Genomic DNA, 16,511 nt, shown 5'->3' on the forward strand with positions numbered 1-16,511 from the left:
CAAGGGATTTCCAAGGCGCAAGATGGCAATAACTATATCAGTTGAACTTTGCCGTTATTTCGTTGATGCATTGTCGGACGGACGGGCTTAGCGCTGCAGGGTCCAGATGGATGAGAGACGTCGTCCGTTTGGCTTCCGCCAGCTCCTTGATCGGCACAACGATAAGATCATTGTCCTCCAGCAGCTGCTCGCGCATATAGGACTTAGGCAGCAGGGTGCCGGCTCTGCATGTATGCAGCAGGCGCAGGATCGCCTCGAAGGAATCGATCTCCATGCGGACATCCGGGGAGATCCGGTAGGTATCGAACAGCTCATCCGTCATGATGCGATACCAGGTGCCTTTGGAGAACAAGATCATCGGAAGTCCGTTTAATTCCTGAATATGGAGCATGCCTTTCTCCGTGACGACATGGCTGCGGGGCAGCACGAGCAGCAGATGGTCGTCGAACAGCGGGACACAGCGCAGCGCGGCATCGTCAATTCCGGAAGCGACAATACCGATATCTACTTTATGCTCCCTGACATAGGAAACGATCTCATGGGTCTTGCCTGTGACCGCCTTGATATCAAATTCGGGATGGGTGGACGTCAGCATCTGGATCAAATCCGGCAGCGTTGTCTGCAGCGTGGTGAGGCTTGCGCCTATCGTCAGCGAGGAGCGGCCGGTCGCCGTGAATTCGGAGACGGTCTGCAAGTAATGGCGATGCAGCTGGCGCAGCTCCAGCGCGTATTCATAGGTCAATTGGCCAATTCGCGTAAGCTCAAGCCGCTTGCCGACGCGCCTGAACAGCTCGACGCCGATCTCGCCCTCAAGCTTCGCAAGCTTGCGTGATAAGGCCGGCTGCGACAGGTTAAGCAGCGCGGATGCTTTGTTCATACTGGACTGCTCGACGATCACGGTGAAGACATGAAGCTCCTCGTACATGGGTGTCTAAGCTCCTTATATCATTTTGTTATAAGAAATTATAAAAAATACGCAATTCCATTATAAGCTGAAAAGGAGTAGGATGGAAGTGTGGCAGATATGTGTCGACATTTGTTGACGGGGGTACATGCTAGCGTTACAATGTAGAATGGTTTGTTTTACTACGAATGGGTAATTCACAGTCTTGAAAGGAGAAGGAAAAATGAAAGGAAATTCGTATTTCTCGCGCAAGCTGCACTCGCTTCTGGGGATCATTCCACTAGGCGGGTTCATTGTTGTGCACGGGCTCACGAACTACCAAGCGTTCGAACGGGGACCTGAGGGCTTCGACAAGGGCGTGCATCTCATCAACAGCTTGCCGCTGATACCACTGCTTGAAATCTTCGGCATTTACCTCCCGCTATTGTTTCACGGTATCTACGGCTTATACGTCGCATACCAGTCGAACTCCAATACGGGCCGTTTTCAATACGGACGCAACTGGGCGTTTACAGCACAAAGGGTAACAGGCGTTATCACATTTGTATTCGTTTTCTGGCATGTATACCAGACGCGTCTGCAAGTGTACATGGGCAACATCACGCATGAGGAGCTTGGTTCTACCATGCACCACATCGCGAGCAGTCCGCTTATGTTCACGCTTTATGTAATCGGCGTGCTTGCTGCGGTATTCCATTTCAGCAATGGCTTATGGGCATTCCTGATCAGCTGGGGCATCACGATCGGCCCGAAAGCTCAACGTATCTCTTCTTATATTTGCATGGGCGTATTCGTCATCGTATCGGCCCTGTTCATTCTTTCTCTGGTTGCATTCAGCGGCGACGAGTTCAAGGAAGCGGCTAGCGTTGCTTTGACTACGGTGAATATCGGATAGTTTTGAAGACAAGGAGCGAAGCGTAATGGCAAAAAATAAAATTATCGTCGTCGGCGGCGGTCTGGCCGGCCTTATGGCGACAATCAAAGCAGCGGAAGCCGGCGTGCACGTCGACCTGTTCTCCCTCGTGCCGGTCAAGCGTTCCCACTCCGTGTGTGCGCAAGGCGGCATCAACGGCGCTGTTAATACAAAAGGCGAAGGCGACTCCCCATGGGAGCACTTTGACGATACCGTCTATGGCGGCGACTTCCTGGCTAACCAGCCACCGGTTAAAGCGATGTGCGAAGCGGCGCCGGGCATCATCCATTTGATGGACCGTATGGGCGTTATGTTCAGCCGTACATCGGAAGGCCTTCTTGACTTCCGCCGGTTCGGCGGTACGAAGCATCACCGTACTGCATTTGCAGGCGCAACGACTGGCCAACAGCTGCTGTACGCATTGGACGAGCAAGTCCGCCGTTGGGAAGCGGCTGGCCTGGTCAACAAATTCGAGCATTGGGAGTTCCTTGGCGCAGTGATGGACGACGATGGCGTATGCCGCGGCGTATCGGCACAAGATCTCCGCTCGATGGAAGTTCATACCGTTCGCGCGGATGCGGTTATTTTGGCTTCCGGCGGTCCTGGCATTATTTTCGGCAAAACAACGAACTCCGTTATCAATACAGGTACTGCGGCAAGCGCTGTGTATCAGCAAGGCGTGAAATACGCGAATGGCGAGTTCATCCAAATTCACCCGACAGCGATTCCGGGCGACGACAAGCTTCGTCTTATGTCCGAATCGGCACGCGGCGAAGGCGGACGCATCTGGACCTACAAAGACGGCAAGCCTTGGTATTTCCTTGAGGATAAATATCCGGCGTACGGCAACCTCGTACCGCGCGATATCGCAACTCGCGAGATCTTCTCCGTCTGCGTAGACCAGAAGCTTGGCATCAACGGCGAGAACATGGTATACCTTGACCTGTCGCACAAAGATCCGAAGGAGCTTGATGTTAAGCTCGGCGGCATCATCGAGATCTACGAGAAGTTCATGGGCGACGATCCGCGGAAAATTCCGATGAAGATCTTCCCTGCGGTTCACTACTCGATGGGCGGCATGTGGGTTGACTACAACCAAATGACGAACATTCCTGGTCTCTTCGCCGCTGGCGAATGCGAGTACCAGTACCACGGTGCGAATCGTCTGGGCGCCAACTCCCTGCTGTCCGCGATCTATGGCGGCATGGTAGCGGGACCGAAAGCAGTCGAGTATATCAAAGGCCTTAAGAAATCGGCTGAAGATGTATCCTCTTCCGTATTCGATCGCGCAACGAAATCGCATACTGACAAGTACAACAGCATTCTGGCCATGAACGGCACAGAGAATGCTTATGTGATCCATAAGGAGCTTGGAGAGTGGATGACGAACAACATGACGGTTGTTCGCTTCAACGACAAGCTGGAAGCTACAATCGGCAAGATCAAGGAATTGAAGCAGCGTTACCGCAACATCAACATCAATGATACGGCGCAATGGAACAACGCAGGCGTTGCCTTCACTCGCCAATTGTGGAATATGCTTGAGCTGTCCGAGGCGATGACGCTGGGCGCGCTAATGCGCAACGAAAGCCGCGGCGCGCACTACAAGCCGGACTTCCCAGAGCGCGACGACGATCAATTCATGAAATCGACGATTGCGGACTGGACGCCGGACGGACCGAAAATCTCTTACGAGGACATCGACGTAAGCCTGATTGCTCCGCGTAAGCGCGATTACTCCACTGACAAGAAGAAAGGAGAATAATCATGGCTGAAACGACTGTCGCATCCAAAACCGTTAAGTTTATCATTTCCCGTCAGGATAAGCCGGATTCCAAGCCGTATACGGAAGAGTTCGAACTGCCTTACCGCCCGAACATGAACGTCATCAGCGGACTGATGGAAATTCAGCGTAATCCGGTTACAACGAGCGGTACCAAAACTTCACCGGTATGCTGGGAATCCAACTGTCTGGAAGAAGTATGCGGCGCATGCTCCATGGTCATTAACGGCAAGCCACGCCAGGCGTGCAGCGCCTTGGTCGATCAACTGGAACAGCCGATTCGTCTAGAACCGATGCGCACGTTCCCGGTTGTCCGCGACCTGGTCATTAACCGCGAGCGTATGTTCAATGCACTGAAGAAGGTTAAAGCATGGATTCCAATCGACGGTACGTACGATCTTGGCCCTGGTCCGCGCATGGCAGAATCCAAGCGCCAGTGGGCGTATGAGCTGTCGAAGTGCATGACTTGCGGCGTCTGCCTGGAGTCTTGCCCGAACGTGAACGATCGCAACAGCTTTATCGGCCCGGCTGCGATTTCCCAGGTCCGCTTGTTCAACGCTCACCCAACGGGCGAGATGAACAAGGAAGAGCGTCTGGATGAGCTGATGACCGATGGAGGCATCGAAGGCTGCGGCAACTCGCAGAACTGCGTTCGCTCCTGTCCGAAGGGCATTCCGCTTACGACTTCTATTGCGGCGATGAACAAGGACACCACCAAGCATCTGTTTAAGAAATGGCTAGGCATGTAGCATTTATATGCTCCGTGCGATTGTTATCGCATTCGGATAAGAAGCTCTCAAGCGTTATACGCTTGGGGGCTTTTTTCTATGGCATGAACGCTCAATCGTTGATATTGATAATTATTATCAATAATAATCAAAACAAGGGCTCTCTGTCAACTATCCTTTCGTCTGTCTTCAAGCTGTAAAATGTGAAATAAAATAATATTTCAGTTAGGACCCGCTATAGTGAAATGTTCATGGAAAAGAACTAGAAATGATTGTCAATGAATGGTACAGGTGATACAATACCATTAAAATTCAATGATAACGCTTCCATCTTGCTCCTTACGTCTCATCCTTCCTTACCGCTTCTATTTTTCATGAATACCTTCCTTATGACGATATCCAAATGTTTTATGTACTAGCCTGAGTAACCTGCTTAATTCTTATAGGGAGGTGGTTCATGCACGAGCATGAGATATGCATGATCGGATAGGAACAGCTTCTGTTAGGCATAAGTGAAACTTTGAGCGCAAAAAAACATTTTATTGGGAGGAATTATGATGAAGATTAGAAAAATGGGCCTGGGACTTATCGTTTTAGTTATGCTATTGACTTTCGCTACGAGTGTTTCTGCAAGCTCAACCCGTACAGATACCGGTACAACAACACATAGCGGGGGGAACCTTGCCCTTCAATATTATGCATATGATTCACATATTCATGGTTGGATGTATGCAACGGTTTATCGTGTCACCGCTTCAGGTGATGTGTATGTCGGTTCCGGCAGCATTGAGGGCGGTATGCCTCACGGCGATGGAATTCGTACGGGCAATTTATATTTGGGCAATCAGCCTGCCGGCACTTACAAATACGTTATTACCCTGCCAAGCGGTTGGATGGGGCCATCCACCGTATGGAGCACCTATTAATTCATATTGATTTTCTTATTGAACAGGGGATAGACACTAAGCTTGACTGGCAGTAACGCAACTTGTACGCTTATGTTTTTTGGGGACCCTCAATCTCTATTAAGGATCGTTCCGTTCACCGTTGGTGAGGAACGGTCTTTTTTATTGTTTGCCGCGGCGCCGATGCGTGGATAGGATAGTAGGGGCATGACATCCTACAAAGAATTGACGCGCCGGACAAGGTGCACAGCTATAATATCTCTTCGGGCTGCTTCCTGAAGCATGCATGAGAGGCTACTACATCGATATGGCAATGAATTAAAGATAATAACTTTTCAAAAAAAGTGCATTGATATTGATAATCTTTATCAATATAATGATATTCATATGAACTTTTTGAGAGGCATAGCAGGTATGGATGCATCCATGTATACATTCAAGTCGGCAAGCCGGCTTCACTTACAGCACCAGGCTTCGGCCCTGCAAGTAGAATTCCCGTCCGTATTTGAATCGACTCTGAATCGGGAAAGCGAAAGATTGGTTGCTTGCGGCGGATCAGACGCTGCATGAAATTGCGCCCAGTGTAGGGTACAAGAGCAGCTTGTACTTGAGCCGGAAGTTCAAAGCCGTAACGGGCATGACAGAAGGGTGTTATAGACGATGTTTGAACAGGAGCATATCGCATTATGGAATCTTGCTTCAATCAAAGTGTTGGATATCAGGCATATGATCTTGCGAAAAGGGGAGGAGTTGCGCGGGTACCAGCTGCCGGCGAGCATGTTCTTATTCGCCGCTAGAGGAGGTGCGGCCATTACGCTGGACGGAAAGGAATATCCCCTTCGTCCATTTCATGTGCTGCATGGCGGCAAAGGCGCTTTGATGGACATCCAGTTGAGAGAAGAGCAATGGGAGTACGACATCATCTATTACAAAGCCGTTCTGCCAAAGCCTTCCCGCGAGGATATGACGGAGCTGCTGGCACGCTCCAATCCCTTCGGATCGGCTTATCAGCTTATGCCGGATGATCCGCTCTCCTTATTCCGCATCGTTGAAGCAATGCGCCGGGAGTGGCTGATCGCAGGGCCATTCGAGAGATTCCAGGTCAAATCGATGTTCTACGAGCTGGTTGGCATGATATTGCAGCAGCTGCAACGGCAGGGCGAAGAATCAGCGGAGCCGGATCTAGCGACACGGGCGGTCCGCTATATGGAGAACCATTATGCAGAGCCAGTCTCGCTCGAGTCGCTTGCGGCAGCATTAAATTACAGCGCAGCGCATCTGTCGGATGTGTTCAAGAAGCATACGGGTTATAGCCCAATCGATTATTTGCTTCGTATCCGGATGGAGAAGGCAGCGCGACTGCTTGTCGATACAGAGGCAAGCATCCGTGAAATCGCGGCGTTTGTGGGGTATGCAGACCCGTATTATTTTGGGCGTATGTTCAAGAAGATGTTCGGGGCTTCCCCGCTTCACTACCGGAAGATACAATTTAACAACGACCAATCCGCAAAAAGTCCATCTGCAATCCTAAGATCCTCCATTGCCGGAGAGGGGAAACGGGATCATACTGATAATGATAATTGTTATCAATATCAGAGCAGAGGAGAAATTTCAATGTACAAATCGTTTTCAACCACAACTGCGGCAACGCTTTTGCTATGCCTCACTTTATTGCTGAGCGCATGCTCCGGCGGAACGGGCGCTTCCAATACGGCAAATGGTACAGGAGCGTCTCCGAATACAACGGAGAATGCTTCCAGCGGCAATTCACAACCGAATACTGCGGATCAGGAAACTCGAACGGTCGTGTCCGGCGGCAAGGAAATACAAATTCCGGCTAATCCGAAGCGCATCGTCGCCGATCAATATTTGGGCAGCTTTATTGTCCTTGGCGTTACGCCAATCGGGACGCCTGGTCTTCACTGGGACAATCCTTATTTGGCCGATCTGCTGGAAGGCGTCGAGGATATCGGGGATGTAAATGGCTCATTGGAGAAGGTGGTCGACCTGCAGCCAGATTTGATCATTACAGGCGCCACTATGGATGATGCCAGATACGAGCAGTTATCCAAAATCGCGCCAACCCTTGCTGTCCCCTATGGCGAGCTTAAAAACGCCCATGAGGAGCTGACGTATTTCGGAGAGCTGCTTGGCAAGGAAAAGGAAGCGGAGGCTTGGCTGGCGGAATATGACCGCCGGATTGCCGCTGCGAGAGAGAAAGCCCATCAAGCAGTGCCGGAGGGAGCAACCTTCTCGATTATTGAGTGGTCCGATAAAGAGATTTACACATACGGCGACAACTTCGGCAGAGGCGGACAGGCCGTCTATCAAGCGCTGGGCTTCAAGCCGCCAGCAGATATCGCTGCCGAAATTATGGAGAAGCAATGGGCCAGCCTGACGAATGAAGCATTGCCGAAATATGCTGGCGACTACATCATTCTGACCTCCAATGATCGTACCGTGCAGGATGTAAAGGCTGATCCGATCTGGGGTACGCTTGATGCGGTGAAGAATGACCGGGTTTATGTGTGGAAGGAAGCGCATTCCTGGTATTATGATCCGATTGCCGTATTGTCTCAGACCGAGGAACTGGCTGACTGGCTGGCAGGGTTGAAATAACGAGCGCTGAAGCTCTCGCTGAAGATGGGGCAACCCTTTGATTGATTAGGTGTAGCCGTGGAGGTAATTATGTTACGTCGGTTTTTTGAGTATTACCGCCCCTATAAGGGCTTGTTCATACTGGATTTTTCTTGTGCGATTATAGCTGCCTTGCTGGAGCTGGCATTCCCGCTTGCGGTTAACCGTATCGTTGACGATTTGCTGCCAAGCGGCAATTGGGTGTGGATCTTATATGCATGCCTCGGCTTGCTCGGCATCTACATCATCAGCTCCACCCTCCACTATGTCGTGACGTATTGGGGACATAAGTTGGGCATTAACATTGAGTCGGACATGCGCAAGAGGCTGTTCGACCGGGTTCAGAAGCTTTCATTCCGATTTTTCGACAACAACAAAACCGGGCATCTCGTCTCCCGCATGACCAACGATTTGATGGATATCGGCGAGATTGCCCATCATGGTCCAGAGGATCTGTTTATTGCCATTATGACGCTGGCGGGTGCGTTCGGCATTATGCTGAGCATCAATTGGCAATTGGCGGTGCTGACCTTTATTATCGTGCCGATCATGATTTATCTGTCCATGTATTTCAGCAAGAAAATGTCGGCGGCCTTCAAAAGGATGTTCTCGGACATCGCTGACTATAACGCAAGGGTAGAGAACAACGTCAGCGGCATTCGCGTCGTTCAGGCATTTGCCAATGAAAAGCATGAAATCAACCGTTTTGCTCAAAACAACGAACGGTTCCGAATCACGAAGCTGCTCACCTACCGGATTATGGCTTGGAACTCCTCGCTTAGCTTCATTCTGATGAAGCTGGTGTCGCTGTTTGTACTTGTATGCGGAACTTGGTTTGTCATTGAAGACAGGATGTCGTACGGCCAGTTTATTGCGTTTGTCATGTTGTCCAATGTTTTCTTGGGGCCGATCCAGCAGATTAATTCTGTCATCGAGACGTATCCGAAAGGGATTGCTGGCTTCAAGCGGTACCTGGAACTGCTGGAGACGGAGCCGGATGTAGACGATGCGCCGAATGCCCGCCATGTGGAGCATCTGCGCGGAGAGATCCGCTTCAACGATGTATCGTTTGGCTACGAAGGCAAAGTCAAGGTGCTTCAAGGCGTGAACCTGACCATTCGCGCCGGGGAGACAGCAGCGCTAGTTGGGCCATCAGGCGCCGGCAAGAGTACCTTATGCTCGCTGCTGCCGCGATTCTACGATGTAGAGAGCGGGTCCGTTACCATTGACGGCATGGATGTTCGAGGCATGACGCTGGAATCACTGCGCGCGCAGATCGGTATTGTCCAGCAGGACGTCTTCCTGTTCGACGGTACCATTCGCGAGAATATCGCTTACGGCAGGCTGGGCGCTAGCGATGAAGCGATCTGGGAAGCGGCGAGACGCGCTCAGCTGGAAGATCTGATTATGTCACTCCCTGATGGCCTCGATACCTTTATCGGCGAACGGGGTGTGAAGCTGTCGGGTGGACAAAAGCAGCGGCTGTCGATTTCTCGCATGTTCCTCAAAAATCCGCCTATCCTGATTCTCGACGAAGCGACCTCGGCGCTGGATACGGAGACGGAAGCCGCGATCCAGTTGGCCTTGTCGGAGCTGTCGCAAGGGCGCACGACGCTCGTGATTGCGCATCGTCTAGCTACGGTCAAAAACGCGGACCGCATTATCGTCGTGGCAGACCAGGGAATTGCCGAGCAAGGCAAGCATGAAGAATTGATTGCGCAGGAAGGCGTGTACAGCCGCCTGCACCGCGCCCAATTCGGAATGTAACATTGAGCTAATACGCAGATCGAAGATTAATAGATTACAGACATCGCGATTTAGATAATGAGGAGTATGGGTATGTCGGACTTGACTGAGAAAATAAATACAGATGATATCAGTGGAGGGAGGACGCGACTGCGGTCGCGTCCCTTGGCTGCAACGCTAATCTTATTCGGCGGTACGATTGCTCTATTGCTTAGCGTGGCGTTGTCTGTGTCGTTCGGAGCGGCTGATATTGCGTTTGCAACCGTATGGGAAGCTATCTTTTCCTTTGATCCTACGATTACGCAGCATCAGATCATTCAGGAGCTGCGTTTGCCGCGTGTGCTGGGCGGCGCTATGGTTGGCGCGAGCTTTGCGGTAGCGGGGGCGCTCATGCAAGGCATGACGCGCAATCCGATGGCGGATTCCGGCTTGCTGGGCTTGAACGCCGGAGCGGGCTTTGCGCTTGCTCTATGCTTTGCGTTTTTCCCAGGTATGCCATTTATGTATCTGATTATGTATTCTTTCATTGGAGCGGGTGTCGGCGCCGGTCTTGTATTCGGTGTTGGATCATTGGCCAAGGGCGGGCTGACACCCGTCCGTTTGGTGCTTGCAGGTGCGGCAGTCAGCGCGCTGCTGGCGGCGCTTAGCGAAGGCATCGCTCTTTATTTCCGCATCGGCCAGGATATGGCGTTCTGGTATGCGGGGGGGCGTAGCGGGTACAAAATGGAGCCAGCTTGAGATTATGGCACCATGGGTAGGCTTGGCGATTCTCGGCGCCCTGATACTGTCCCGGTCGATTACGCTGCTCACGCTGGGCGAAGAGATTGCCGCAGGACTCGGTCAGCGGACCCGGCTGGTCAAGCTGGCGGGTACGGTTATTGTCCTGATTCTTGCGGGCTCTGCTGTAGCCGTCGTCGGTGCAGTCGGCTTTGTCGGACTGATTATTCCGCATCTGACGCGGTACCTGGTCGGCGTGGACTATCGCTGGATTATTCCTTGCTCGGCCGTGCTGGGCAGTCTGCTTGTTATGCTTGCAGACTTGGCGGCGCGAATGATTAATCCTCCATATGAGACGCCTGTAGGAGCGCTCATTGCGCTTATAGGCGTTCCGTTCTTTCTGTATTTGGCGAGGAAAGAAAGGAGGGAGCTGTAATGCAAGAGGCAGACGTATTAACCGCCAGCGACAACCGGCTGCGCAGAGGTCTTATCGTCATGGCGATTTTGGCTGTACTCATAATTACTGCGTTCATCATCAGCATGAATACAGGTTTTATCCGGCTCTCGCCGCTTGATGTGCTGAAGACGTTATTCGGCATGGGAACAGAGAAGCAGTCGCTTATTCTCTACCAGTTCAGGCTTCCGCGTATCGTCATCTCCCTGCTGATCGGTGCAGGACTCGCTGTATCCGGGTGCATTATGCAAGGCATATCGCGCAATGCGCTGGCCGACCCCGGCATCCTCGGCATCAATGCGGGCGCAGGTCTGATGGTGATGCTGTTCATCTCCTTTTACCCGACGACGGCGGCAGCGCCTGTATTTCTGCTGCCTGTGCTGGCCTTGATCGGGGCGGGCGCAACTGCAGCATTAATCTATGCGCTGGCTTACAAGCGGCATGAGGGGATATCGCCGACTCGGCTGATTCTGACAGGGATTGCCGTAGCAGCGGGGATTAGCGCGGCTATGATCGTACTGACGCTGCGGCTGGACCCGAACAAATATCAGTTTCTGGCTACCTGGCTGGCGGGAAGCATCTGGGGCTCTAACTGGAAGTTCGTGCTCGCCTTGCTGCCTTGGGTTGTCGTACTGCTGCCTTATGTATTCTACAAGGCCCGTATTATGAACGTGCTGAGCCTTGGCGACCAGATTGCATCTGGACTAGGCACCTCGGTGAAAGGGGAGCGGCTGAAGCTGCTGATTGCGGCTGTAGGGCTTGCCGGCGCATCTGTCGCCGTCAGCGGCGGCATCGGGTTTGTCGGGCTGATCGGCCCGCATCTGGCACGGCGGCTGGTGGGACCGAAGCATCAGCTGCTGCTTCCGGCATCCGCTTTGACGGGGGCTTTGCTGGTCATTATTGCCGACACAATCGGTCGCTGGGTGCTCCAGCCGTCGGAGATCCCGACGGGCATTGTAGTTGCCGTCATTGGCGCCCCTTATTTCTTGTACTTGCTTGCACGCACGAAAAGCTGAAGATTTGAGCAGCATCTGAGAAAGACGCAAGGAGACGATTTTTTTAATAAAAAAAGCGGGAGATGAGAGAAATGGGTAACGAACAACTATTTGATGTTACGATTATCGGCGGAGGGCCTGCTGGCTTATATTCCGCTTTCTATAGCGGCTTGCGCGAAATGAAAACCAAACTGATCGAATTTCAGACGTTTTTGGGCGGCAAGGTGCATGTGTATCCGGAAAAAATGATTTGGGATGTAGGCGGACTAACGCCGGTTACGGGCGCACAATTAATCGAGCAGACCGTGGCGCAGGGGCTGACCTTCGAGCCAGTGGTCGTGCTGGGACAGAAGGTGACGTCGATCTCCAAGAATGAGGACGGATATTTTGTGCTGCACACTCATACGGGCGAAGCCCACTATTCCAAGACGGTTATTCTGGCTGTTGGCGGCGGCATCCTGAAGCCGACGAAGCTGGAGGTTGAAGGCGCCGAGAAGTACGAACTGTCCAACCTGCATTACACGGTCAAATCGCTGGCGCGCTTCAAAGGGAAAACGGTGCTGATCTCCGGCGGCGGCAACGCGGCGATCGACTGGGCCAATGAACTGGAGCAGATTGCGAAGAAGGTATATTTGACCTACCGCAAGGAGATGCTGAATGGCCATGAGGCGGAGGTAACACGATTAATGAACAGCTCGGTGGAATGCCTGCTTAATACGACAATCGAAAAGCTGATTTCTGAGCCTGGCCATGACAGGATTGGTCATGTAGTGCTGAAGCGCAGCTCGGACGGCGAAGGGATCGTGCTGACCGTAGATGAGGTTGTCATCAATCACGGATACGAGCGTGACAAGGAATTGCTGCAGAAGAGCGAGCTGAAGATCGAGATGGAAGACGAATATTGCGTGAAAGGAAAACCAACAAGCGAGACATCGGTAGAGGGCTTGTACGCCGTCGGGGATATTCTCCACCATGAGGGCAAGCTGCATCTGATTGCAGGCGCATTCCATGATGCGGGCAACGCGGTGAATAAAGCGAAGCAGTATATTGCCCCTGATGCCAGAGGGTGGGGCGTGGTGTCCTCGCATAATGAATTGTTCGAGAAGAAAAACCGCGAGCTGATGAAACATTTGTATACATCCTAATGCCTATTCCAACCAGGCTCCCGAGCAGCACACAACTGCTGCCCGGGAGCTTTTTTCATGGGATAGGATACAGCCGGACTGGTGGAAACGATTCCAATATTGTGCCAAATAAGTCACTCTATGAATCTTATCCTCCTGTATAATCGTATAGAATAGAGCGTAATTGCGTAATAGCATCTGGAGGGAGTCGATTTGCAGTTGGATATGATAGTGACCTTATCGGTATTGGCAGGGGCCGCAGTCCTGTTTGTAAGCGGCAAAGTGCGGTCGGACTTAGTCGCCATATGCGCCCTTGTCATACTGGTATTATTCGATATACTTACTCCGGCAGAGGCGTTGTCGGGCTTTGCCAATTCCGTTGTCATCATGATGATTGGATTGTTCATTGTTGGCGGAGGCATCTTCCAGACCGGACTGGCTAATATCGTGAGCGGCAAGCTGCTGAAGCTTGCCGGTACGAATGAGACCAAGCTGCTTGTGACCGTCATGCTGTCTACTTCGTTTATTGGAGCTTTTGTCAGCAATACAGGGACGGTTGCCGTTATGCTCCCGATTGTCATCAGTCTCGCTATGAGTGCTAATGTCAGTCCAGGCAAATTGCTGATGCCGCTCGCTTTCGCCAGCAGCCTTGGAGGAACGCTGACCTTGATCGGGACTCCGCCTAATATGGTCATTAGGGAGACACTGGCGAAAAACGGTATTGCGGAGCTGACCTTTTTCTCCTTTACGCCGATTGGCCTTGTTTGTTTACTGCTCGGTACCGTACTGATCATCGTATTCAGCAAATGGCTGCTGAAGTCGCGCAGCGGCGAAGACGATAGCCGTCCCGGCAGTCAAAGCGTGCATCATCTGGCACAGCGTTACAGCCTGACCGGACATCTGTACCGCGTTCAAGCAGACAGCACGTCCAGCGTTGTCTCGAAGCCGCTTAAGGAGCTGTCTGTTCTTCAACAATACGGCATACATATTAGTGAGGTTAGGCGGAAGACGTCGCATAAGAATCCGTTTTTCAAAACGATAAACGGGGAGATGGCAGGCCCTGAGACGGTCGTGATGGATCAGGATATCCTGTATGTAAAGGGCACATTCCAGCAAGCGGAGGCTTTCGCCAATGATTGCGGGCTAACGCTGCTGGATCACCAAGCGACAGAGCGGGTGGGCGGAGCGGAGACGGACGGATACGCTTCTGCCGAGATCGGCATTGCGGAGGTGCTTATTCCGCCAAACTCCAAGCATATTAATCAATTGATTAAGCATGCCGGCTTCCGTGAGCAATACAGTGTCAACGTTCTTGGCATACAGCGCAAGGGAGAGTATGTGCTGCATGGACTCAAGGACGAGAAAATCCGGCGCGGCGACGCGCTGCTCGTTCAGGGCACATGGAAGAATATTGCCACTCTGTCCAAGGAGCAGGCCGATGTGGTCGTTGTAGGGCAGCCGCTGGAGACGGCCGCTTCTATGCCGCTTAGCCATAAGGCGCCGCTGGCAGGCGGCATCATGGCTTTGATGGTTGCGCTCATGATTGCAGATTTGTTCCCGGCGGTTATATCCGTTATGATTGCCGCGGTGCTGATGGTTGCGACGGGCTGCCTGAGGAATATGGATGCTGCATATAAGACAGTTAATTGGGAGAGTGTCGTCCTTATCGGGGGCATGATTCCCATGTCGGTGGCCATCGAGAAGACCGGTGCGGCCGCACTAATCTCGCAAGGCCTTGTCGACAGCTTAGGAAGCGCCGGACCGCTTGCACTACTGGCAGGCATTTACTTTGCGACATCATCGCTGACGCTGTTCATTAGCAATACGGCATGTGCTGTCTTGTTCGCGCCGATTGCGCTTGCTGCGGCGGTACAGCTGGGTGTTAATCCGTTGCCATTCCTATTCGCAGTAGCGCTTGCTTCCAGTATCTGCTTCGCCGTGCCGTTCTCGACGCCGCCGAATGCCCTTGTCATGTCAGCAGGGCGTTATACGTTCATGGATTATGTCAAGGTTGGCTTGCCCGTACAGCTGCTCCTGGGAGTTGCAATGGTTGCGCTGCTGTCGCTGTTCTTTCCGTTCTAAGGTTGCGGGAGATCAGGGTGGATTCAAACAGACAAATAAAAAAACCGCCAGCAATGGCGGTTTTCTTATGTCCTACATCCACGTCTCGCCCCAAGCCTGTATGGATTCGATGACTGGCTGCAGGTCTCTGCCCTTAGGCGTAAGCTCGTACTCAATCCGAACGGGCATCTCTGGATACACCTGACGGTTGACGATGCCGAGCGTTTCGAGTTCCTTCATCCGGTCCGTCAGCATCTTGTCGCTCATTTCCGGAATTTGTTCCTTAATATCTTTAAACCGCTTCGGTCCGCCTAATAAAACTCGAATGATTCTACCTGTCCATTTTTTGCCTAATAGATCAGCCGCAGCTTCATACCTCGGGCACATTGTCGAATAATCCAACAGAATCACCCCTCTTTTCATAGTTCTATTGTAGCATATGAACGAACGAAAAGTAAGTGTGCCAGGCAACAAAGACTTTTGGCGAGCTTATGCGCAGGCAGAGACTAACTTTTACAAGGATGGTTTCTATGACTTTTCCGACATAAAACCAATGACGATATCCTTCATCATGCTGAATGAATGTCGCTTAATGCTTGAGGTTAGCAGGATAACTCTCCGCAAGCATAGCTGTTTAATCTAACGTAAGGACTGGCGAAAAAGTTGCAGGTTAATTGCAAAATATTTACATCTTAATCACGATGAGTCCGGCAAGCATAAACAGGAATGCGGCCCACTGCTGTAATGACAATTTTTCCTTATACAGCAGGATGGAGCCTATGGCTACAACAAGGCTGTTGGTAGCGAAGATCGGAGCGGCCAGATTCGCCTGACCGGTCGTGATGGCAACTGCGTAGAGCTGAAGGCCGCCATACGAGAAGAGGCCGGCAGCAAGCCCCAGCTTAAGACCAATTCGCCTGGATGCGGGCGTGATGATTTCGCTCGACGGGATCAGGAACCAGGCGATGGACAACGCATAAGCGACGAACAAGACCGGCGCGCTCGCCATTCCTAGCTCGTCCGTTACTTTAAGACCGCCGTTGCGCAAGGTGAACATAAGGATGGCCAGACCAACAAGCAGGAACCAGCGTTTCTCTTTGATCGTGAGCGGTTCCTTGCGCTTGTAGGCAATCAGCATGACGGACAGCATAAGCAGGGCGACACCCAGCCCCTGCGGCAAACTCAGCGGTTCATGGTACCATAGCGTTGCCAGCGCTACGACCAATACGATGTTCAGATTGGTTAACGGAGAGGTCAGGCTGGCTGGCCCATGCTCCAGCGCTTTCATGAATAAGGCATTGCCCCAGGCAGAGCCGGCGCCAATGACGAGTCCCGCTGCCCACACTCTTATATCCGTTAAACTTGCGATGCTGCCCTCAATAGCCGCATGAATGCCGAAGCCCGCTGTACCTGCGGTGTAGAGGGCAAGCAGCAGCATGCGGGTGGAACCCCCGCGCATTTGCGATACTTTCATCCACCAGCCCGCCAGTCCGAACAGGATGGCGCTGCCGATGGCTATTGCTAACCACATTGAAATTCACACT

Annotated in this window: 13 protein-coding genes and 1 pseudogene; 11 read left to right on the forward strand and 3 right to left on the reverse strand. The window is 52.1% G+C overall.

Translation table 11 applies throughout. The annotated features are described in order from the left end of the window. Nucleotides 1-37 precede the first annotated feature (37 nt). Nucleotides 38-925 (reverse strand): LysR family transcriptional regulator, encoded by an 888-nt coding sequence (locus tag D3P07_RS13545; protein WP_119800725.1) that lies wholly within the window; start codon nt 923-925, stop codon nt 38-40. A gap of 202 nt (nt 926-1,127) precedes the next feature. On the opposite strand from D3P07_RS13545, the gene D3P07_RS13550 reads away from it, so the two are divergent. The 11 genes and pseudogenes from D3P07_RS13550 to D3P07_RS13600 all read left to right on the forward strand — a co-directional run bounded on the left by D3P07_RS13550 (nt 1,128) and on the right by D3P07_RS13600 (nt 14,988). Beyond that, on the forward strand, nt 1,128-1,799 hold the full coding sequence (locus D3P07_RS13550; protein WP_119800726.1) for a succinate dehydrogenase cytochrome b558 subunit: 672 nt from the start codon (nt 1,128-1,130) through the stop codon (nt 1,797-1,799). A gap of 25 nt (nt 1,800-1,824) precedes the next feature. Beyond that, a complete protein-coding gene (gene sdhA / locus D3P07_RS13555; RefSeq protein WP_119800727.1) occupies nt 1,825-3,582 on the forward strand; it encodes a succinate dehydrogenase flavoprotein subunit in 1,758 nt (585 codons plus the stop codon). A 2-nt stretch (nt 3,583-3,584) separates the two neighbouring features. Then, nucleotides 3,585-4,349, forward strand: a complete 765-nt coding sequence (gene sdhB / locus D3P07_RS13560; protein WP_119800728.1) for a succinate dehydrogenase iron-sulfur subunit — start codon at nt 3,585-3,587, stop codon at nt 4,347-4,349. 533 nt (nt 4,350-4,882) lie between these two features. Further along, the gene (locus tag D3P07_RS13565; RefSeq protein ID WP_147384514.1) at nt 4,883-5,254 is read left to right on the forward strand and encodes a hypothetical protein; all 372 of its coding nucleotides are present in this window, start codon (nt 4,883-4,885) and stop codon (nt 5,252-5,254) included. A gap of 520 nt (nt 5,255-5,774) precedes the next feature. Then, nucleotides 5,775-5,963 carry an AraC family transcriptional regulator gene (locus D3P07_RS27895; protein ID WP_182914303.1) on the forward strand — a complete coding sequence of 63 codons (189 nt, stop codon included), beginning with the start codon at nt 5,775-5,777 and terminating at the stop codon, nt 5,961-5,963. Continuing rightward, a complete protein-coding gene (locus D3P07_RS13575) occupies nt 5,894-7,852 on the forward strand; it encodes an AraC family transcriptional regulator (protein ID WP_119800731.1) in 1,959 nt (652 codons plus the stop codon). The genes D3P07_RS27895 and D3P07_RS13575 overlap by 70 nt, the downstream gene beginning before the upstream one ends. A 69-nt stretch (nt 7,853-7,921) precedes the next feature. Next, nucleotides 7,922-9,637: an ABC transporter ATP-binding protein gene (locus tag D3P07_RS13580; protein WP_119800732.1), complete on the forward strand. Its 1,716-nt coding sequence runs from the start codon at nt 7,922-7,924 to the stop codon at nt 9,635-9,637. A 72-nt stretch (nt 9,638-9,709) separates the two neighbouring features. Beyond that, nucleotides 9,710-10,769 (forward strand): annotated as a pseudogene (locus D3P07_RS13585) (FecCD family ABC transporter permease). After that, nucleotides 10,769-11,803, forward strand: a complete 1,035-nt coding sequence (locus D3P07_RS13590) for a FecCD family ABC transporter permease (RefSeq protein WP_119800733.1) — start codon at nt 10,769-10,771, stop codon at nt 11,801-11,803. The pseudogene D3P07_RS13585 and the gene D3P07_RS13590 overlap by 1 nt, the downstream one beginning before the upstream one ends. A 71-nt stretch (nt 11,804-11,874) precedes the next feature. After that, nucleotides 11,875-12,927, forward strand: a complete 1,053-nt coding sequence (locus D3P07_RS13595; RefSeq protein ID WP_119800734.1) for an NAD(P)/FAD-dependent oxidoreductase — start codon at nt 11,875-11,877, stop codon at nt 12,925-12,927. A gap of 204 nt (nt 12,928-13,131) precedes the next feature. Beyond that, on the forward strand, nt 13,132-14,988 hold the full coding sequence (locus D3P07_RS13600) for an SLC13 family permease (RefSeq protein WP_182914314.1): 1,857 nt from the start codon (nt 13,132-13,134) through the stop codon (nt 14,986-14,988). 72 nt (nt 14,989-15,060) lie between these two features. Here the strand turns inward: D3P07_RS13600 and D3P07_RS13605 are convergent, their stop codons facing one another. Both D3P07_RS13605 and D3P07_RS13610 read right to left on the reverse strand, forming a co-directional pair. Next, on the reverse strand, nt 15,061-15,369 hold the full coding sequence (locus D3P07_RS13605) for a winged helix-turn-helix transcriptional regulator (protein ID WP_119800736.1): 309 nt from the start codon (nt 15,367-15,369) through the stop codon (nt 15,061-15,063). A 283-nt stretch (nt 15,370-15,652) separates the two neighbouring features. Continuing rightward, nucleotides 15,653-16,498 carry a DMT family transporter gene (locus D3P07_RS13610; protein ID WP_119800737.1) on the reverse strand — a complete coding sequence of 282 codons (846 nt, stop codon included), beginning with the start codon at nt 16,496-16,498 and terminating at the stop codon, nt 15,653-15,655. Nucleotides 16,499-16,511 lie beyond the last annotated feature (13 nt).

The organism is Paenibacillus sp. 1011MAR3C5, assembly GCF_003591485.1.
In the GTDB taxonomy this organism is placed as follows: domain Bacteria; phylum Bacillota; class Bacilli; order Paenibacillales; family Paenibacillaceae; genus Pristimantibacillus.